This is a genomic window from Oceanobacillus phoenicis, assembly GCF_047238145.1.
Classification (GTDB): domain Bacteria; phylum Bacillota; class Bacilli; order Bacillales; family Amphibacillaceae; genus Oceanobacillus.
The window spans coordinates 335579-353928 of record NZ_JBDFME010000001.1 but is presented as its reverse complement, the minus strand read 5'-3'; the positions used below and the strand labels follow the sequence as shown (position 1 = coordinate 353928).

Below are 18350 nucleotides of genomic sequence, written 5' to 3'. Positions count from 1 at the left end.
GGGTAATAACATGAAGTTTTCTAAAGCGACGAATTATGCATTACACACAATGGTGTTTTTAGCGGATACGCCAAAAGGGGCGTCAATCGGTGTAGATCGATTAGCGGAAACACAGAAGTTGTCTCCAACGTATCTTTCCAAAATATTGACCAAATTAGTTAAAGCGGGATTAATAGAATCTACGCCGGGTGCTAAAGGTGGGTATCGATTAGCGAGAAATGCAGACAATATTACGTTTTTAGATGTTATTCATGCTATTGAAGGACAAACAGTGTTATTTTATTGTTCTATAGATCATGATGATGACTTTTCTAGAAATGAAGAATGTTTAATAGAGAATGCTATGATTGAAGCAGAGGAAAGAATGAAAGAATCCTTAGATCGTAAATATATCATGGATATTGCGAAGTTAATGCGCTCTCAAAAAAACCTTTAAGAGAGTGTTCTTTTTTAAATTAATTATAGATATTATGAGTCTTTAATATATTTGTTATAAGGAGTGTATGATAAATGTTTGATAGTATTGTTATTGGTGGAGGTCCGGCAGGTTTAAGTGCGGCACTTGTATTAGGGAGAGCGAGGAAAAGAGTAGTTGTCTTTGATGATGATAACCCCAGAAACAAGGTGACCCATGAATCTCATGGTTTTTTAACGAGAGATGGTATTCATCCATCTGAACTTAAAGAATTAGGGAAACGGGATATATTAAAATATCCGACGGTAAGTGTGGAAATTCAACGTGTTAGTGAAATCCATAGAGAGAAAAATCATTTTCAATTAATGACGGAACAGGGAAAATTATATCAAACAAAAAAAGTTCTTTTAGCAACGGGGCTTAAGGATGTTTTTCCAAATGTGAAAGGACTCGATAAGTTCTATGGTTCCAGCTTATTCAGTTGTCCGTTCTGTGATGGCTGGGAAATGAGAGACCAAGCCTTAGTAGTCATTTCCGAGAATCAAGAAGCAGCATTTAATATGGGTAAAAAGTTATCTAATTGGAGTAAAGATATTGTCGTGTGTACGAACGGAAATCGAGTATTAACTGAAATACAAAAACGTTCCTTTGCTAAAAATGGTATTCAAATATTGGAAGAGAAGATAGATGAACTTATAGGTGAAAATGGGCAGCTACAGAAGATCAGATTTATCAGTGGAGATGAAATTCATCGTGAAGGAGGCCTTGTTACAGTAGGTTTAAAGCAAGCGTCTCCTTTTGCTGAAAGTTTAGGTTGTGTGATTTCAGATAATGGAGGGATTAAGACGGATGGTTTTGGTAGAACAAATATTCCTGGTATTTATGCTAGTGGTGATACTACGATTTCCACTCCTTCCCAATTAATTATGGCTGCTGCTGAAGGCAATAAAGTAGGAGCCATGATTGTTTCTGACTTGATTGACGAATCGTTTAAATTATAAAAAAGATATATGTGGGCTTATTTAGGATTCTATGATTTAAATTTGTACAATATGGGAATATATAAATAGATAACACAGGTATAAAGGAGTGTACAACATTGAGTGAACGAATTTTTATAAGCCCAGCAAAATATGTACAAGGAAAGAATGCAATCCAACGAATTGGTGAATATGTGAAAGATATTGGTAATCAAGCTATTGTTATTGCTGATGAAACTGTATGGGAAATTGCAGCAAATGATGTTGTTAAGCATTTAAAAGAAGAAAGTATTGAAGTAGAGGAAGTCGTATTTAATGGAGAGGCTTCGAAAGCTGAAATGGAGCGGATTTCTAAGATTGCAGAAGAATCTAATTCATCTGTAGTTGTTGGAGTAGGTGGAGGTAAAACGCTAGATACAGCAAAGGCTGTTTCTGATGAAGTAAAAGGACAGACTGTTATTGTGCCAACAACAGCTTCAACGGATGCTCCGACTAGTGCGCTTTCTGTAGTTTATTCAGATGAAGGTGTGTTTGAAGGGTACCGTTTTTACGATAAGAACCCAGACTTAGTAGTTGTAGATACGAAAATAGTAGCAGGAGCTCCTAAACGTTTCTTATCTTCAGGTATTGCCGATGCATTAGCAACATGGGTAGAAGCACGGAGTGTAATCGAAAATAAAGGTAAAACAATGGCGGGTGGATATACTACTATTGCAGCACAAGCTATTGCTGAAAAATGTGAAGAAACCTTATTTAAATACGCAGAATTGGCATACGAATCGGTTAAGGCCAAAGCTGTGACTCCTGCTCTAGAGAATGTTGTTGAAGCAAATACATTATTAAGCGGACTTGGATTTGAAAGTGGAGGATTAGGTGCAGCACATGCAATTCATAATGGTTTCACTGCGTTAGATGGTGACATACATCACTTAACTCATGGCGAGAAAGTTGCATTTGGAACCCTTGTTCAATTGGCTTTAGAAGAACGCTCTAAAGAAGAGATTGAGCGTTATATTAAATTATATATTAGTCTTGAACTTCCGGTAACGTTAGAAGACATTAAGTTAAAAGATGCAACTCGTGAAGATATTATGAAAGTAGCTGAAGCAGCTACAGTTGATGAAGAAACAATTCACGAAGCTTTTAAAGTAACGGCAGATGATGTGGCTGATGCTATCTATGCAGCAGATCAATACACGAAAGCCTATAAAGAAAAGTTACAGAAGTAATCACTGTGATTAGAAAAAGATATAGGAATAACAATCGCTTGTGATTAAAAATCAATAGCATTGCCATTGTTAGAAAGTCCATACGGCCATCAGCTTTTTAGGATATTATTTTCCTTAGAAAGTAGGTGGCCGTTATTTATGTTGAAGTTAGTATTATTATCTGCTTGGTAGTATTTTGATTTGGGTCTTATACTAATGAAACTTTTCATCTGCGTTCATCGTCTAACTATATAATTACTTTATTGACGAGGGGGAAAATGAAAGATGATCAGGAAAAGATATATTTCTCTTGCGTTATTGTCGTTTTTTCTAATTGGATGCTCTCTTTTTGGGAATGGATTGATAAATGGTGGAGTGAAAAGCATTCGCATATATGAATCGATGGGGTTTGCAACCAAAGTCAGTGATAATGTTTTTATAGAATTGACGGAGGAAGAAGAGATTGAAATTTTCAAGAATGCCATTAATAGTGCTGTACAACAACCTGGGGTAGTTGATATGATGGATCCAAATTACGATGTTAAATTGATTTTTGACGATCGTCCTACAAAGGAATTTTATCTATGGCTAAATGATTCTTCTGGTTCGGTAATGGCGGTGGAAGATACGCATACTGTATATTCAATTTCGGAGAAAAATGCTGAAAAACTATATGAAATCTTAGAGGAATAACTTCCCCCTTTTTTAGTTTGCGCATAATACAAAGCTATTTAATGATTGAAACTCTGATGGTTGGTTCATTAGACCGTAATAACTTTGAACAAGTGTTTGTATCATTGGCGACGCATCGGAAAATGATTCACTAAGCGAATTTGCATAGGATATCTCCCATTGTCCATCTTGTAAGTAGCTCGCATCGACAGTACATTGATCGTAAATGTTAAATCCGGCATCTTCTATATACGTTTGTATCTGTCTCTTATCAAATAGATGTTGTATATTTCCATCATTTGATACGAAGTTTGAATATAGTGCTAAGATGGATGCTGCAAGAAAGTGTGGTCGTTGTTTTTTGTTTGAATATGCTAAATCCCATTCAGCAACACAAAGCTTTTTAGTGATTTGACGTAATTTTTTCAGGTGATTTTGAAGCTGAATATTGCTATTAAAATACCAAGAGGAATGTGACAGAATAGCCATATCAAATGTTTCTTTCGTCTCGAATTCTAAGAAATCGGTGTCTAAATAAAATGAAATTCTATCTCCTAAAGGCGATAGCTTAATAACCTTATTTGCCTGATCTAATGTTAAAGGTGCTCCATAATCTCCTTTTGCAATATCGATTGCGACAATTCTCCCGCTTTCACCTACCGCATCAGCTAATGCGGCTGTTGTATCTCCTTGACCACATCCAATTTCGATAATACGCATTCCTTTTTCTACTTTAAAAGCTTTAACTAGATCCAATCGATGATTTAATTGGACTTGTTGAATAGTATCATCTCTATACAGGTTATATGTATTAATAAAATGGTTTAGTTGATCTGTAGATTGAAAACTCGTCAATTTAATCGACCCTCTTCAGAAATAATTATTTCCTGTTAACATGCAGTGTGGGAGAACGAAAATCCCCATTGAATATACTTCATGCTTTGATATGAGATAAGTATAGATCTTTCATAATTTCTAACTGTCGTCTAGGCTCTACCTCTACATCATAGTAGTTAACAGCTTTCATTAGTGCCAATTTACGCGCGAACAGACCAAAGTTGTTTACGAAAGATATCATCGTTTCTTTTATATCTATATCATCACGAATCGAATCGTCACTTTCACCTTCTCGTATAAGTGCAGACATTAGTATATAGATTTCTTCTCTAACTGAATCGTATAAAACTATATCTTCTAAAGGTTCCTTGGAAATAGCTACGTAGTTTTCAAATGCATCAATAAACTTTGTAGAGTCTTTAGAAGAATGTGTCACAATTTGACTTAGGAAATCAAATATCCGTTCCAATTTTTTATATGCATTTTCTGTGTCATTGATAATTAATTGAAACTGGTAAAGTTCTTCTTCCATGATAGATGTTGCAACCGCAACAATAAGTTTATCTTTCCGTGGAAAGTATCGAAATAAAGTTGCAACCCCAATTCCTTCTTCGTCCGCAATATTTTGCATTTTTATATTCTCTAACCCTGATTCTGCAAATAATCGTTTCGCAGTTTCAACGATACTTTGATAACGCTTGTTTCTATTTTTTTCTCGCAATCCTGTTTTATTGGAAGCGTCCATAACAATCTCCTTTATGATAAACCTATTATTTAATTTATACATGGAATCAAATTATTTTGCAATTATATCAGAATTCGTATACAATTTAAGTAATGATAGAATGACTATCATTACTTTATCCAGTGAAAGCATTTTTGGATAGAATTCGCTATTATAGCGTGTATCTATATAAAACATTTTATGGGAATGGTTATAAAAGTAAGCATTTTCATAAAGGATGGAGGAAATACAATGGGGCGATTAGAGAATAAGGTGGCAATTATTACTGGAGGAGCAAGAGGTATGGGTGCTTCTCATGTGCGTCTTTTTGCAAAAGAAGGAGCAAAAGTAGTCTTCACGGATTTAAATGAAGAAGGCGGAAATGCTTTAGCAAATGAATTAGGGGAAAATGTTAAATTTGTGAAGCAAGATGTAACAAACGCGGATGACTGGGCTACGGTTATTTCTGAGACAGAAGAAGCATTTGGCCCTGTCAATGTATTAGTAAATAATGCTGGGATCAGTATGAGTATCTCAATGATGGAAATGACTGAGGAACAATATCGTAAAATTATTGATATTAACCAAGTATCCGTATTTTTAGGAATGAAAGCTGTAGTTCCTTCTATGCAAAAAGCAGGAAGCGGATCGATTGTGAATATCTCCTCTATGAATGGGATTGTAGCAGGTGCAGTTGGATATACAGATTCTAAATTCGCTGTACGTGGAGCTACTAAGGCAGCAGCTGTCCAACTAGGTGGATTAGGAATTCGTGTGAACTCTGTTCATCCTGGTGTAATCGAAACTCCGATGGTTACGCAAGGGGATGCAGTAGAACAAATTAAAGAATTTGCCAAACAAATCCCATCTCAACGCATGGCTCAGCCAGAAGAAGTATCCAATATGGTACTATTTCTTGCATCTGACGAATCTAGTTACTCTACAGGTTCTGAATTTGTCATCGATGGTGGATTAACAGCAATGTAATGGATAGATTTTAAGGCACCTCTATGAGAAGGATGATTCTTTCTTATAGAGGTGTTTTTATTTTTGTCTCATACGTAACTGGCAGTAATCCCCCATCGTAAGACAATGGGGGCGTATCTTGTTTGATTTATTGTAGAAGACCTCTCCCACTGAATGAAGTTTCACTATATGATATTTTACTTTAAACTTTAAGAATAAAAACAGAAGCGTATAATTAAGTCTAGGTATCTACTCTAGAAATTTAAAAGAATCGAGGAAGAGGAATGCATGTAAGAAAGAAGCAACAAAGGAAAACAATGATAATTGTACGAGGAATGATGATTATTATCGGAGGATTTATTACTGCTTATGGATTAGAAGCAGTGTTAATTCCAAACAGTGTATCCGACGGGGGAGTAACCGGGTTAAGTATTGTTGGCTCACAATTGATAGGGTTACCACTAGGATTACTAATAGCTTTACTTAATATTCCATTTGTTTATTTAGGATATAAACAAATCGGAAAAAGCTTTGCTGTATATTCTGTCATTGGAATTATTTCATTAGCCGTAAGCACGAGTCTGATGCACCATATCCCAACCATTATTGAAGGAGATACATTGTTGATTACGGTTGTCGGTGGTATTATTATTGGTTTTGGGATGGGGTTAGCACTTCGTAACGGAGGAGCATTAGATGGTATCGATATGCTTGCTGTATTGTTATCTCGGAAACTACCATTCGGTACAAGTGATCTTATTCTATTTTTAAATATGTTTGTTTTTATCATTGTCTCTACAGTATTTGGACTACAAGGAGCGATATTATCAGCCATAGCATATTTTATTGCTTCCAAGGTGATTCATATTGTTGAAGAAGGACTAAGTGGTTCAAAAACTTTCAATATTATTACAGATGAACCTGAACAGATGGTTAATACGATTTATGAACGATTAGGTCGAGGAGCTACATATAAAACTGTACAGGGAAGTTATTCAAAAGAATCTTATAGAGAAATTTCATGTATAATCAATCGGTTAGAAGAAAGTAAAATGAAAGAAATTATCCAGGAAATTGATCCGAAGGCTTTTGTGACAGTGTATGATGTTGCTGAAGTTCGAGGTGGAAACTTTACAAAACATGATGTGTATTAGTGAATAGCCATCAAGGAGTCGTATTACTCTTTTGATGGCTTAATTATTTCAAAACTTTTTGTTTGCTTCATGTAGAAGGCCTTATATAGTGTTTCAATCAGAGGTGTGGAAAATTGGATTTTTGAAGTAGAAGATATGTTATTGAATGATATAGATACATACGGCAATTAAGGCGGAGAGGATACCAATTCCTCCTGCCTTTAATCCGAAATTAGTTCGATAATGGCGTTGTTCTTTTGATTGCGAGTAATGATCAGCACGATTATCAGGTCCTGTTTTCCATGTTCCAAGTACTAGTCCGGATATAATCAAACTAATCAAGCCTATTAGAAAGAATATATAAAACATTGCTTCTAATAATGTTGATAGCAATTAACTCCCCCTCCTTTTTAGTTGTTTTTTGGTGATAAAACTAAAGAAAGGATATCTGATATAGTATCAAATATCCGCTGTTCCTACCTATCTTATTCAGGATAGTTAAGGGATATGCTTTTTATTGTGGATAATATATAATTACCCGTAATTGAACTATGTAAATCGTCGAAAAGGTGGGGACAATTTAATGAAGGATTTAGAGTTTAAATCAGAAGTAGATGGAGGCTACAAGTTATTTCTATGTATTGCGACGCTCATTTTATTTGTAGCTTGCATATTCCCGCTTATCATTCTTCCTTTTAATTGGATAATTTTGATTATACTTGTTAGTGTATTTGTTTTATCTACATTACTTATTTTGTTGCCATACTTTAATCTTTATTATTTCTTTTGTTCCGATCACCTTTTTGTTAAAAGTGGTTTATTCCGGTTTCATATTCAGTATAATCAAATAACTAAAGTAGAAGCGACATCCAATTTTTTAATTGGTACAAGAGCAATGATGGCGACAAAAGGGATTGTTATCTATTATTCGGGTGGGATTATGGGAGAATTAAAAATTTCACCTGCTAATCAGGATACCTTTCTAGAAATTCTACAAGAAAGAGCCCCGCAAGCGTATATTAATGTAAAGTGAAGGAGCATATTGCTAAACTACTTTATTTAGTCAATTAAGAAAACGAATAATCAATAAGAATAAAACACTAATGTTCGTTTTATAGGAAATTCTCGGATTTGACTGGAATGGAAGACGACGACCCTTACTCAGAACAGGGAGCTAGAAAATCCACTAAGAAAAGGAGTTTTTCTTTTCCTAGTTAGCTGCTTAAAGGCGGCCGTCTGCAATGGAAATCAAACAGCAATACATTCGAATTTTACAACAAATATATTAATTAAGAAATGGGCAATTAGAAAAACACCTATTGTGAACATAAGTGGTTTCCTTTAATATTAGAATATACAGTCTTTAATGAATTTTTTGTAGAGGATGATCGGATGAAACTCTTTGGTAGACTTCTACTAATCGTTGGAGTGGTATTGATTGGGATAGCTGGTTTTCATTTATTTCAGACTGAAAAATTGCAAGATGAAGCTTTGCATGAAGCAGAACAACGGATAAAGCAAGGATTAACAGAGGTTGAAGAATCTGCCTCTGTTGATGAAACTGAGCCAAAAGAGTTTCAAACAGAAACTGGAGAAGCGTTTGGAACTTTAGAAATTCCCAAACTAGATAAAACACTACCGATTGTAGCTGGAACAGATCCGGATTCATTAGATCGAGGAGTGGGGCATTTAGATAATTCTGTGCTACCTAGTCAAGGAGAGCAGATTGTTCTATCTGGTCATCGTGATACTGTCTTTCGAAATTTTGACCAAATAGAAATAGGGGATCAATACATTGTCCACTTACCTTATGGATCATACACATATGAAATTAAAGAAACAGAAATTGTTCCAGAGGATGATACATCAGTAATTAGACAAATGGGGGAAGAAGTTTTAGTCGTAACGACATGCTATCCATTCCACTATGTAGGTAATGCTCCAGAACGTTTTGTAACCTATGCTTATCCTGTAGAGATGCATGCAAATGGCGATTAATTGAGCATCGATTTGGGTTGTCCGCTGCGGGTGCGAACACTCGATTTGTCCCAAAACAAAATATAGAATCATAGGAATCTTTGAGAAACGCTTGGTTAATAAGAGAAACCACTGGATACTTCAGCAAGATTGGTAAATGAGGTTAATTCAATATATGAGAAGGTGAGAAACAAATGGAAAAATCTTTTCTATCTATTGATTTAGGAGGAACATATACAAAATATGGTTTAGTGGATCAAGAGGGTAACGTAAGCAACACACATAAGATAATTACACCAAAAGAGTTGTCTGGGTTATTAGAAGCAGCAAATGTCATGGTGAATCAATATCCAAATATTGAAGGTATTGCTATTAGTGCTCCTGGAGCGGTTTCGCATTCAGGTGTCATTCACGGAACGAGTGCAATACCATACATACATGGTCCAAATATTAAACAATTGATGCAACAACATACTGGCAAAATAGTTTCAATTGAGAATGATGCAAATTGTGCTGCCTTAGCAGAAAGTTGGAAAGGGAACGCACAAGAAATAGATAATGCTATTGTCATTGTTGTAGGAACTGGAATAGGTGGGGCTTTTATTCATCAAGGGGTTGTACAGCAAGGGAAGCATTTACATGCTGGTGAATTTGGTTATATGTTGCTAATGCATGAAGGGCAATGGCATACTTGGAGTGAAGTGGCCGCGATGTCATCATTAAGAAAAGAAGTTGCTAGGCAAAAAGGAGTTCCATATGAAAGTATATTCACTGGAGAGCAAATTTTTGAAATGGCTGCAAAAGGGGATCCAGAATGCATACGTGCGATTAAACAATTTTTTTATTACCTTGCAGTCGGGATTTATAATATCCAGCACATGTATGACCCCGATACTATTCTTTTTGGCGGAGGAATTAGTGCAAGAGATGGGTTCATAACGGAGTTATATCGTGAGTATGACATTTTAACGGCAGATATGCATTTTGAAACGGTTAGACCGATACTAGATACTTGTTCGTTTAAACAACATGCGAATCTAGTTGGATCGGTAAAGCATTTTCTACAGTCAGAAGTAAATTAATCAAACGTTTAATTAAAGTTAATATTATAATTTCAAATATTCATGAAAACGTGAAATAATATCTAATATTAAAAACTAAAAAAGGTAGGTCCACAGCATGAGTGAAAAACTAACATATAGAAACGCTACGATAGAAGATTTACCAGAAATAGTTGCTATATACAATTCAACGATTGAAAGCAGAATAGCAACAGCTGATACAGAACCTGTAACAGTAGAAGATAGGAGTCATTGGTTCAGTGAACATGATTCTGACAGACGACCTTTATTAGTAGCAGAATTGAATGGAGAAATCTGTGGCTGGATTAGTTTGGAATCCTTCTACGGACGCCCTGCCTATAATCATACTGCTGAAGTAAGTATTTATATTGATGAACGTTTTAGAGGGAAAGGGTTAGGAAAAAACTTACTGAGCTATATCATTGAAAAAAGTCCTGCTTACGGAATAGAAACATTACTAGGGTTCATATTTGCACATAATGAGCCAAGCGTTAAACTATTCGAATACTTTGGATTTGAACACTGGGCTCATCTACCAAATGTTGCAAAACTGGATAGTATAAAGAGGGATTTGATCATTCTCGGGAAACATCTAATTAAATAAGTAAGTAAGAAGGATTAACTAGTGTAATCCTTTTTTAATGGAAAAATATACCTAAAATTCACTTTACAACATGCGTTATTTGTTTTAATATTAATATTCTGATTTTTGTTGAAGGGGAGAATAGTTTAGGTGAATAGTAAAATCTCGCATTTATCACGTGTAGATATCCTAAGAAGAGGATTTATCATCATCGCGACTTTTGTTATCCTTTTTCCTTATGTTACCGATTCTATAATTATTAGCATATATCGTCTTCAAGAGTTTGGAGCCGAGGCAAATAGTGATGTTCAACATATTGAAGATGTAAACATCTCGATAAAACTTAAACATGATTGGATTTATATAAAACAAATCGTATTAACGGAGTATGCAACGACGATAAACTACGAAATGATACCGGTAAATCCCTTGAAAAGTGAACTAACTTCTAACGCTATTTTATTAATGAATAATCAAGGAGAAGAACTCTCTCCAACCACAGGGATTGCTAAGCTATTATTCACTAGAGAATTTGGGCAACGTAGTTTTGAAGCTATTCCTTCTGATCAAGATAGGTTGGTGCTCGGTATATCGCATTATGGACAAGTGATTAAAAAGGAAATTGAGATACATAGGTGAGGAGTTTTTAAATGAGATCATTTCATGGAAAGCAAAAAGGGGTATGGAATTTGCTTGAGTGGGCAGTTGTTATTTTGTTGTTGTGCTTCATTATTATAAAATGGTTCGATTACACACAATATTATTTTTCTGCAGATGCTGCTTTTGAAGAAAAGCAAGATTTAAATTATTTCGGACCATCAAAGAAAATTGAAAAAGTGGATGTAGATGATCGAGTATTTTACTTGAATACTTATGAAGACCAATTCTCTGTTGGAATTTTAAAGACGGATTATGGATTTCTATGGAAATATGAAAATTCCTTTTTTAGTATAGAAAGAGCAGATGAAGACGCCATAACATACTTGAGTAATGGATATATGGAAAATAGTGATGTGTACTCTATATATCTCGTTGGAGTCGTCAATGACCCTGAAATTGAAAAGGTACGATTACAGTTAAATGATGAAAATACACTTGTATATCCAATAGAAGATAGTGGTATGTTTGCATTTTTCTTTGAGGATAATCATGTTGGTTATGGTAATTGGGAGAAATTATCTGGAATAAATAAAGACGGAGAAGTAGTCTATGAGAAAGCAATATAAGTTGATAGTAGTTAACATACAACAAATGTTAAAATAATAATTGCTAGATGGACGATATAGAAATGAGGGTTTTCTATGACAGAAATATACTTAGTTAGACATGGCGAAACGAATTGGAATAAAGAAGGAAGAGTGCAAGGAAGAACGGATATTCCTTTAAATGAAACAGGAAGAATGCAAGCAAAACTTTGCTTTAATGGAGTAAAGGCGTTTGGGCCATCTATATTAATCGCAAGTCCTTTACAACGAGCTAAGGTAACAGCTGAAATTCTAAATGAACATTGGGAGTTACCTATTATTGAAATGGAAGAATTTAAGGAACGATCCTATGGTGATGCGGAAGGAATGACGTTAGCAGATAGAGAAAGATTCTTTCCTGAGAAGGATATTCCGAATATGGAAAAATTGGAAGATGTAAAACAACGGGGAATTGAGGGGATAAAAAAAGTGTGTCAACGATTTCCAAATGAAAAAATCGTAATCGTGGCACACGGAGCGTTGATTAATGCGATTTTATCAGTAATATCTAAAGGGGAAATTGGATCCGGAAAAACACATCTAAATAATACGTGTATTAATAAACTCACTTTTATTGATAGTGTTTTTGAAATTATAGATTATAATAACACGGATCATCTAATAACGGTGAATGATTAATTTAATCGTAAATACACTTTGAAAATCCTGAGTAAGCATGTATAAAAGCTTACTCGGGATTTTTAAATTTGGTGATATGGTAAAAAGAAAATAACTTTATTTAATCAGGTGTTAAGAACTAGTTCAAAAGGACTTATAACCAGAAATTAGTCATGATTTTCTTTGTGAAAACAGTACTATTTACCCTGCAATTAGAAGAGATGTTTTATTATAATGATGCATAGATATAGGAAAATAAAACCAATCCGGGATGTTATCTCGGGTATAAAGAGGTGGTATTAGTATGGATGAATTTTCTATTAATACAGAATTGAATCGGCTACAACATCGTATTTATCTAAATAATATAGATTTACAAGCAAAGCAAGATGATTTAGAACGATTAAGACGTACATTGAATAGCCTTGAATCCAAGCAAGGTGACTTTCATGGAAACAATCAATTATGTACGAAACCAGAATGTTCAAAGTCTACTTTCTTTGGAAGCAATGCAGATAACGTTGAAGGTTTACGTGATAGTGATATCATTCCTAGTTATAATGACATCACTGACAAGCAATTACATGGGAAGACAGACCGGATTAGGCTTAAGATTGAAGAACTTACAGGAGATATAAGTGCGCTAAATAGTTCTATTAATACGATGGAATCTAATAGAAGAAGTTTGATTGATAAAAGAAGCGAGATTAGGAGGTTGTCATGAGTCAGGAAATTCAACTGAATCACAATCTAGTAGGTATAAAATTTTTAGAAGTTCAGAATGCTAATGAGTCTGTAGAATCGAACATATCAGGGGAAATAATTGACGAGGATATACTGCAAACCACGACAATATATAATGTAATAATTAATGACTATTGTAATTTATTAGAGGACTATAAAGGGTTATTGAGCGATAATTTAGCAGTTACACAAACGAGTGTTGAGTCGTTTGTACAAGCGGAAGAGCAGATGAGTATTTCTACAAATGATCCGATACGGATAAGATAATAAGTAATAGAGAACCCCCCTTCAAGACTCGTTATCTATAGAGGGGGCAGTTATAATCACCATTTTGAAATAGAACTCATTTCAAAAGCTTCCATTTTTTCTATTAAAGTTTTAGGGTTTGGTTCGCTAATAATTAAATCTAAATATGATTCTTTCATAAATCCCTCTTTGACCGTGTTTTTTAACATGCTTATTAAAGGATCATAAAACCCATTTACATTTAGAAATCCACATGGCTTTTTGTGATAACCTAATTGTAGCCATGTAAAGACTTCAAACCATTCCTCGAGAGTTCCAGCTCCTCCTGGTAATGCAATAAAACCATCTGCTAGTTCTGCCATCTTCGCTTTTCGTTCATGCATATCAGCGACAGTATGTAATTCAGTTATACCTTCATGAGCGATTTCAACATCTACCAATTTTTGAGGAATCACACCAATGACGTGTCCGTGATTAGTAAGAGATGCATTCGCTAATGCCCCCATGCAACCTACTTTTGCACCACCATAAATTAATTTTCTATTGGTTAATGCCAAGAGCTTTCCGATGTCATTGGCTGCTTTTAAATAACTTTCATTCGCTCCATTACTTGAACCACAGAAGATAGCAATATTATTTAATTTCATTGTTTTTCCCCTCCTCCCTCACTAGCATTATAGTATATTTTAGAATTATTTCCATGGTGTTCGCGGAGTTTCTAGTATTTCTTTAAAACTGAATTAAATCGCAATAATGAAATTGAATCAACTAGTAAACTTGGATAATTTTGTGTCATAATATAAGTATTATAAGTTACTAAAGTGAGGGATTTCTTATGAGAATCAGAAGTTATATGAAGAAGGATAAGGGGAGTTTTTTACGTTTATCTAATCGATTAACAAATGTGGATTTCCCTCAGTATAGAGATAGAGAAATTATGGATATAAAACAAAAGCAGCTTGCTTTGAAAAGTCTTGAGAATAATAAAGATAATATATTTATTGCTGAAGTTGAAGGAGAATGTATTGGTTTTATCGAAATGAAAGAAAAACACGATTTCTTCTCCGATAAGATACATGCATATGTTGCAACTTTAGTCGTAGATAAACAGGCAGAAGGTAAAGGCGTTGCAAAACGATTGATGAAGCATGCAGAAGAATGGGCGGTACAACGGGATATACCTGTGTTAACATTAGATGTATTTGCTTCAAATAATCGTGCGAGACAGTTTTATCAACATCTGAACTTTGAGGAAGATGTTATTAAAATGACAAAAGAATTATCATGAAAATGAATTGCCTTTGGGATGAGAAGGAGAATAACAGATGAATGTCGACTATGTAAAAGTGGAGGTATACTTACCAGAAGAATATGTAGAAACCATGAGGAATGAGTTAAATGACCATGGTTTTTTAACCGTTGGTAATTACGATCATGTTATTTCCTACTCAAAGGTAAAAGGGTTTTGGAGACCGCTAGAATTAGCTACTCCTTTTGAGGGAGAGTACGGGAAAATATCTCATGGAACAGAGTGTAAAATGGAGTTTAGCTGTATGCGAGATCAGATTGAAAAAGTTCGGAAGATAATTGTTGATAATCATCCATACGAGGAACCGATTATTTACTTTATACCTATTTTAGTATAATACATAATACAGTAGAAGTTTGCTTTGGACACAGAATTTTTTAGCCAAAAGAAGGGTGTTAATCAGAATGAAGCGTAAGAAATATACGGAGGCTCCTTGAAAAACAAAAATCGATTTCTTGCGTGCGATGCAGTCGAGGTCTTCCTTGTCCTGTGGAAGGATGGCCTAAGTGAGGCTCCGATGCATAAGCATCCGGAGGCTCACCAGCAGCCTCTTGATAAGCAGAGTATATTTCTGGAGCGGGTTTTCAAATCCTATGCATTCGGAAGTATGTTTGTGTAAATATTTTTGTTCGGCCCTAATTTCTTATTTTTCTGAATCTTATTTCTAATAAAGGTGTTGAAAAGATGCAGAAAAGACAATTCCTTATCTTTATCTTCGTCTTTGGCATAATGTTAACTACTGGTTGTATGCAAAAAGAAATTCCAGAATTAACTGTAACTGCGGATGGTAAAGAAGTTGAAGTGCAATTATCTAGTTATAGTTGGAATGGAACGGAAACAAGCGTGATTGATCCAGTAGAAGCTGCAGAAGAAATGAAAACAATAGTTGTAAGTGAGACTACTAATTTGGAGTGGACAATTAGTGACGAAGCAGATTCCTATCGCTTTTCTACATGGAGTGGTGAGGAGTGGATAGATCATAAAGAGATTAATCTGCCTATCGAAAAAGGGAGAACCATCTATATGATGGTCGCAGAGTGGGGTAATGGAGATTACGCTAACTATTTATATGTAATCGAATTAGTTTAATAGGTGTTGGGGGCTATAATGGATTTTAATTTATATTTTTTGATTGCTATGGGAATAGCTTCAGTTATGCGATGGTTATTTCGTCATACACTATACCGAATATTAGGTGTGGAAAGAAGAACGCGTTTTATAGACGATGAGCATAAGTACAAGAATCATATTATAAGGATAATTTTAGTATTAGTACTAATTTTTGGTGTAACTCTATCATTTATCTTTAATCACAATTTGTTTCTTGTGATTAGTATAATCATTGTATTTATAATGTTTATTGGTATGAATATACATCAAGTACGCATAGAAAAAGTGCTTGAACCAGGGACAAACAATTATCTTCATTCGATTTATATATTAATGTTTGATATCGTTGTTATTATCGTTATGCTTATCCTTCTTTATCACGAAGATATGATTTTAATATTTTGAGAGGAAAATAAAATGAATGAATAACGATATCTTAGGAAATGTATGGTTGGATATAGCAGTTTTTGTTGGAATTATTTTAGTCCTTCATTTTGTCTTTAGTAAATTAATGAGACGATTACTTAAAGTGAAAAAAAGGAAGGCTTTCTCCTATAACAATGTAAATGAGCAGCATAAAAAAGTAGATAAAATAATACGGATGGTAGTTATTATACTAACTTCTATTACACTAGCAATATATTATTTCCCTGAGATAAAACCTGGTTTCCCAGTACTTTTAATAATAGCAATGCTACTTCAGTTAATTCCTGAGTTATATCGAGTCTATATGGAGAAAAAGTATCAATCGCATTTAAATAATTATAAATATACGTTGGCTGAGACTCTATTTTGGACTGCAATTATTGTAATTGGAATTTTATTGATATATCTTTTATATTGAATTAATTTCATAATTAATATAATTGGTATAAAATCCGAATGTTGCGTTGTTTGATTTCCATTGCAGAAGGCGCTTTTTAGCAGGCACAGCTTCAACTAACTAGGAAAAGAAACCCCTTTTCCTAGTGGAGTTCTAAGCTCTGTTATTCTGAGCAGAGTCGCCGTATTCCATTCCAATAGAACCCCCTGTAATCCGAACATTATGATATAAAATACCAAATAATGCTCGTCTTCCAATAAAACTTAGCAATTATGAAATTGATTTTATTATCTTTAAATTTTAGTTTTCATAGAAGTTGAGATAATTTCAATTTGTCTCCGCGTCTTTTCTATATATTCGTATAAATATAAAGGAGATAAAAAAACTAACTTGTACGAATAACTTTGTCTATGTATAATATCGATAAGGAGGTAATAATATGAAAATTAAAAATATTAATCCTGTCGAGTTGGAACTAGATGATAGTAATGTGAAATCATCCATACTTCCGCGAAAAGTAACCATTGAAATGGAAGATAATGTGGTTGGAGAAATTGGTGTTTCGTGGGAAGACCTGAATAAGAAAGAGTTAAAAGAAACAGGAGAAACAGTAGTCTATGGTGAAGTACAAATAACTGATTACCCCAACCCTTTAATTGAACAACGAGCAGATCCCTATATATATAAACATGTAGATGGGTATTACTACTTTACAGCCTCATATCCACTGTATGATCGCATCATTCTGCGAAGGTCGAAATCCATTCAGGGGCTTATCGATGCGGAGGAAGTTGAAATTTGGCATAAACATGAAAAAGGAATTATGTCAGAACATATTTGGGCACCAGAAATTCATTTTATAGATAATCAGTGGTATATTCACTTCGCAGCTGGTGAGCGAGATGATGTATGGGCTATACGACCGTATGTGATTGAGTGTACTGGAAAGAACCCATTAGATGGAGAATGGGTGGAGAAGGGTCAAGTAAATACGAGTTTTCAAAGTTTCTCATTAGATGCGACAACGTTTAAACATCAAGGGGAAAGATATCTCGTTTGGGCGCAAAAAGTAAAAGAGGATACAATATCAAATTTATATATTTCCAAAATGGAAAACCCTTGGACTCTAAAGGGGGAGCAGGTACTTTTAGCGACACCGGAATACGATTGGGAACAACAGGGATTCTATGTGAATGAAGGTCCAGCTTTTGTAAATAAAAATGGAAGGGTTTACATATCTTATTCGGCTAGCGCAACAGATGACCGTTATTGTATGGGATTACTCTATGCAGATGAGAATAGTGATTTACTAGACCCTCGTTCATGGACAAAATCATCAAAGCCTGTAATGGAATCGAATCACTATGAATTTGGGCCAGGGCATAATAGTTTTACAATAGATGAGTTTGGCGGGGATGTGCTTGTTTATCATGCAAGACCGTATAAAGAAATAGAAGGAAATCCACTTTATGATCATAATCGTCACGCTCGCGTGCAACAATTATTATGGAAAAAGGACGGTTTCCCATATTTTTCTTCACCAGGTATGCGATTGGAAAATACGACGTTGAAGGCTAAAGCTATTTTAAAAGTAAAAAAAGACCGAGTGGTTAATTGAATTTGGTTACAAGCTATCCACTATAATTTGAACGTATAAGTTTTTTGTTGTATTCTGATAG

The 18350-nt window shown here is 34.6% G+C and carries 25 protein-coding genes; 21 read left to right on the top strand and 4 right to left on the bottom strand.

The features are described 5' to 3' along the window. Nucleotides 1-10: 10 nt before the first annotated feature. The 4 genes from ABC346_RS01850 to ABC346_RS01835 all read left to right on the top strand — a co-directional run bounded on the left by ABC346_RS01850 (nucleotide 11) and on the right by ABC346_RS01835 (nucleotide 3296). Nucleotides 11-436, top strand: a complete 426-nt coding sequence (locus tag ABC346_RS01850; protein WP_413233284.1) for an Rrf2 family transcriptional regulator — start codon at nucleotides 11-13, stop codon at nucleotides 434-436. A gap of 74 nt (nucleotides 437-510) precedes the next feature. Next, nucleotides 511-1416, top strand: coding sequence for an NAD(P)/FAD-dependent oxidoreductase (locus ABC346_RS01845; RefSeq protein WP_413233283.1), 906 nt, complete (start codon nucleotides 511-513; stop codon nucleotides 1414-1416). A gap of 98 nt (nucleotides 1417-1514) precedes the next feature. Next, on the top strand, nucleotides 1515-2624 hold the full coding sequence (locus ABC346_RS01840) for a glycerol dehydrogenase (protein WP_413233282.1): 1110 nt from the start codon (nucleotides 1515-1517) through the stop codon (nucleotides 2622-2624). A gap of 264 nt (nucleotides 2625-2888) precedes the next feature. After that, a complete protein-coding gene (locus tag ABC346_RS01835; protein ID WP_413233281.1) occupies nucleotides 2889-3296 on the top strand; it encodes a YhfM domain-containing protein in 408 nt (135 codons plus the stop codon). A gap of 12 nt (nucleotides 3297-3308) precedes the next feature. Here ABC346_RS01835 and ABC346_RS01830 read toward each other — a convergent pair whose 3' ends face one another. Next, complete coding sequence (locus ABC346_RS01830) at nucleotides 3309-4130, bottom strand: class I SAM-dependent methyltransferase (RefSeq protein WP_413233280.1); 822 nt, start codon at nucleotides 4128-4130, stop codon at nucleotides 3309-3311. Nucleotides 4131-4209: 79 nt separating this feature from the next. After that, the gene (locus tag ABC346_RS01825; protein ID WP_413233279.1) at nucleotides 4210-4857 is read right to left on the bottom strand and encodes a TetR/AcrR family transcriptional regulator; all 648 of its coding nucleotides are present in this window, start codon (nucleotides 4855-4857) and stop codon (nucleotides 4210-4212) included. 231 nt (nucleotides 4858-5088) lie between these two features. On the opposite strand from ABC346_RS01825, the gene ABC346_RS01820 reads away from it, so the two are divergent. Next, a complete protein-coding gene (locus ABC346_RS01820; RefSeq protein ID WP_413233278.1) occupies nucleotides 5089-5823 on the top strand; it encodes a glucose 1-dehydrogenase in 735 nt (244 codons plus the stop codon). Nucleotides 5824-6086: 263 nt separating this feature from the next. Further along, a complete protein-coding gene (locus ABC346_RS01815) occupies nucleotides 6087-6956 on the top strand; it encodes a YitT family protein (RefSeq protein WP_413233277.1) in 870 nt (289 codons plus the stop codon). Nucleotides 6957-7094: 138 nt separating this feature from the next. Here the strand turns inward: ABC346_RS01815 and ABC346_RS01810 are convergent, their stop codons facing one another. Beyond that, a complete protein-coding gene (locus tag ABC346_RS01810) occupies nucleotides 7095-7328 on the bottom strand; it encodes a DUF5316 family protein (protein ID WP_413233276.1) in 234 nt (77 codons plus the stop codon). Between the two features lie 190 nt (nucleotides 7329-7518). On the opposite strand from ABC346_RS01810, the gene ABC346_RS01805 reads away from it, so the two are divergent. The 9 genes from ABC346_RS01805 to ABC346_RS01765 all read left to right on the top strand — a co-directional run bounded on the left by ABC346_RS01805 (nucleotide 7519) and on the right by ABC346_RS01765 (nucleotide 13450). Continuing rightward, on the top strand, nucleotides 7519-7968 hold the full coding sequence (locus ABC346_RS01805; protein WP_413233275.1) for a PH domain-containing protein: 450 nt from the start codon (nucleotides 7519-7521) through the stop codon (nucleotides 7966-7968). Nucleotides 7969-8327: 359 nt separating this feature from the next. After that, a complete protein-coding gene (locus tag ABC346_RS01800; protein WP_413233274.1) occupies nucleotides 8328-8933 on the top strand; it encodes a class D sortase in 606 nt (201 codons plus the stop codon). Nucleotides 8934-9106: 173 nt separating this feature from the next. Beyond that, nucleotides 9107-9994, top strand: coding sequence for an ROK family protein (locus ABC346_RS01795; protein ID WP_413233273.1), 888 nt, complete (start codon nucleotides 9107-9109; stop codon nucleotides 9992-9994). A gap of 97 nt (nucleotides 9995-10091) precedes the next feature. Beyond that, nucleotides 10092-10598 (top strand): GNAT family N-acetyltransferase, encoded by a 507-nt coding sequence (locus ABC346_RS01790; protein WP_413233272.1) that lies wholly within the window; start codon nucleotides 10092-10094, stop codon nucleotides 10596-10598. A gap of 129 nt (nucleotides 10599-10727) precedes the next feature. Next, entirely contained in the window at nucleotides 10728-11216 is a 489-nt protein-coding gene (locus tag ABC346_RS01785; RefSeq protein WP_413233271.1) for a hypothetical protein, read from the top strand. An 11-nt stretch (nucleotides 11217-11227) separates the two neighbouring features. Continuing rightward, the gene (locus ABC346_RS01780; RefSeq protein ID WP_413233270.1) at nucleotides 11228-11803 is read left to right on the top strand and encodes a hypothetical protein; all 576 of its coding nucleotides are present in this window, start codon (nucleotides 11228-11230) and stop codon (nucleotides 11801-11803) included. A 75-nt stretch (nucleotides 11804-11878) separates the two neighbouring features. After that, entirely contained in the window at nucleotides 11879-12460 is a 582-nt protein-coding gene (locus ABC346_RS01775) for a histidine phosphatase family protein (RefSeq protein WP_413233269.1), read from the top strand. Nucleotides 12461-12743: 283 nt separating this feature from the next. Then, complete coding sequence (locus ABC346_RS01770) at nucleotides 12744-13163, top strand: YwqH-like family protein (protein ID WP_413233268.1); 420 nt, start codon at nucleotides 12744-12746, stop codon at nucleotides 13161-13163. Then, complete coding sequence (locus tag ABC346_RS01765; RefSeq protein ID WP_413233267.1) at nucleotides 13160-13450, top strand: DUF5344 family protein; 291 nt, start codon at nucleotides 13160-13162, stop codon at nucleotides 13448-13450. The genes ABC346_RS01770 and ABC346_RS01765 overlap by 4 nt, the downstream gene beginning before the upstream one ends. 56 nt (nucleotides 13451-13506) lie before the next feature. Here ABC346_RS01765 and ABC346_RS01760 read toward each other — a convergent pair whose 3' ends face one another. Continuing rightward, the gene (locus tag ABC346_RS01760) at nucleotides 13507-14076 is read right to left on the bottom strand and encodes an LOG family protein (RefSeq protein ID WP_413233266.1); all 570 of its coding nucleotides are present in this window, start codon (nucleotides 14074-14076) and stop codon (nucleotides 13507-13509) included. A gap of 188 nt (nucleotides 14077-14264) precedes the next feature. Between ABC346_RS01760 and ABC346_RS01755 the strand changes: the two genes are divergently transcribed. From ABC346_RS01755 to ABC346_RS01730, 6 genes are all read left to right on the top strand, one after another. Beyond that, complete coding sequence (locus ABC346_RS01755; protein ID WP_413233265.1) at nucleotides 14265-14717, top strand: GNAT family N-acetyltransferase; 453 nt, start codon at nucleotides 14265-14267, stop codon at nucleotides 14715-14717. Nucleotides 14718-14754: 37 nt separating this feature from the next. Further along, nucleotides 14755-15075 (top strand): divalent cation tolerance protein CutA, encoded by a 321-nt coding sequence (cutA, locus tag ABC346_RS01750; RefSeq protein ID WP_413233264.1) that lies wholly within the window; start codon nucleotides 14755-14757, stop codon nucleotides 15073-15075. A 347-nt stretch (nucleotides 15076-15422) separates the two neighbouring features. Beyond that, nucleotides 15423-15827 (top strand): hypothetical protein, encoded by a 405-nt coding sequence (locus ABC346_RS01745; protein ID WP_413233263.1) that lies wholly within the window; start codon nucleotides 15423-15425, stop codon nucleotides 15825-15827. An 18-nt stretch (nucleotides 15828-15845) separates the two neighbouring features. Next, nucleotides 15846-16253, top strand: a complete 408-nt coding sequence (locus ABC346_RS01740; RefSeq protein WP_413233262.1) for a DUF4181 domain-containing protein — start codon at nucleotides 15846-15848, stop codon at nucleotides 16251-16253. 16 nt (nucleotides 16254-16269) lie between these two features. Then, nucleotides 16270-16692, top strand: a complete 423-nt coding sequence (locus ABC346_RS01735) for a DUF4181 domain-containing protein (RefSeq protein WP_413233261.1) — start codon at nucleotides 16270-16272, stop codon at nucleotides 16690-16692. Between the two features lie 418 nt (nucleotides 16693-17110). Next, nucleotides 17111-18289, top strand: a complete 1179-nt coding sequence (locus tag ABC346_RS01730; protein ID WP_413233260.1) for a glycoside hydrolase family 43 protein — start codon at nucleotides 17111-17113, stop codon at nucleotides 18287-18289. Nucleotides 18290-18350 lie beyond the last annotated feature (61 nt).

Bases quoted from the DNA above. Each gene is read 5' to 3' on its own strand.
- ABC346_RS01850 (WP_413233284.1), top strand. From the start codon at position 11: ATGAAGTTTTCTAAAGCGACGAATTATGCATTACACACAATGGTGTTT.
- ABC346_RS01845 (WP_413233283.1), top strand. From the start codon at position 511: ATGTTTGATAGTATTGTTATTGGTGGAGGTCCGGCAGGTTTAAGTGCG.
- ABC346_RS01835 (WP_413233281.1), top strand. From the start codon at position 2,889: ATGATCAGGAAAAGATATATTTCTCTTGCGTTATTGTCGTTTTTTCTA.
- ABC346_RS01825 (WP_413233279.1), bottom strand. From the start codon at position 4,857: ATGGACGCTTCCAATAAAACAGGATTGCGAGAAAAAAATAGAAACAAG.
- ABC346_RS01820 (WP_413233278.1), top strand. From the start codon at position 5,089: ATGGGGCGATTAGAGAATAAGGTGGCAATTATTACTGGAGGAGCAAGA.
- ABC346_RS01815 (WP_413233277.1), top strand. From the start codon at position 6,087: ATGCATGTAAGAAAGAAGCAACAAAGGAAAACAATGATAATTGTACGA.
- ABC346_RS01805 (WP_413233275.1), top strand. From the start codon at position 7,519: ATGAAGGATTTAGAGTTTAAATCAGAAGTAGATGGAGGCTACAAGTTA.
- ABC346_RS01800 (WP_413233274.1), top strand. From the start codon at position 8,328: ATGAAACTCTTTGGTAGACTTCTACTAATCGTTGGAGTGGTATTGATT.
- ABC346_RS01795 (WP_413233273.1), top strand. From the start codon at position 9,107: ATGGAAAAATCTTTTCTATCTATTGATTTAGGAGGAACATATACAAAA.
- ABC346_RS01790 (WP_413233272.1), top strand. From the start codon at position 10,092: ATGAGTGAAAAACTAACATATAGAAACGCTACGATAGAAGATTTACCA.
- ABC346_RS01780 (WP_413233270.1), top strand. From the start codon at position 11,228: ATGAGATCATTTCATGGAAAGCAAAAAGGGGTATGGAATTTGCTTGAG.
- ABC346_RS01775 (WP_413233269.1), top strand. From the start codon at position 11,879: ATGACAGAAATATACTTAGTTAGACATGGCGAAACGAATTGGAATAAA.
- ABC346_RS01770 (WP_413233268.1), top strand. From the start codon at position 12,744: ATGGATGAATTTTCTATTAATACAGAATTGAATCGGCTACAACATCGT.
- ABC346_RS01765 (WP_413233267.1), top strand. From the start codon at position 13,160: ATGAGTCAGGAAATTCAACTGAATCACAATCTAGTAGGTATAAAATTT.
- ABC346_RS01760 (WP_413233266.1), bottom strand. From the start codon at position 14,076: ATGAAATTAAATAATATTGCTATCTTCTGTGGTTCAAGTAATGGAGCG.
- ABC346_RS01755 (WP_413233265.1), top strand. From the start codon at position 14,265: ATGAGAATCAGAAGTTATATGAAGAAGGATAAGGGGAGTTTTTTACGT.
- cutA (WP_413233264.1), top strand. From the start codon at position 14,755: ATGAATGTCGACTATGTAAAAGTGGAGGTATACTTACCAGAAGAATAT.
- ABC346_RS01745 (WP_413233263.1), top strand. From the start codon at position 15,423: ATGCAGAAAAGACAATTCCTTATCTTTATCTTCGTCTTTGGCATAATG.
- ABC346_RS01740 (WP_413233262.1), top strand. From the start codon at position 15,846: ATGGATTTTAATTTATATTTTTTGATTGCTATGGGAATAGCTTCAGTT.
- ABC346_RS01735 (WP_413233261.1), top strand. From the start codon at position 16,270: ATGAATAACGATATCTTAGGAAATGTATGGTTGGATATAGCAGTTTTT.
- ABC346_RS01730 (WP_413233260.1), top strand. From the start codon at position 17,111: ATGAAAATTAAAAATATTAATCCTGTCGAGTTGGAACTAGATGATAGT.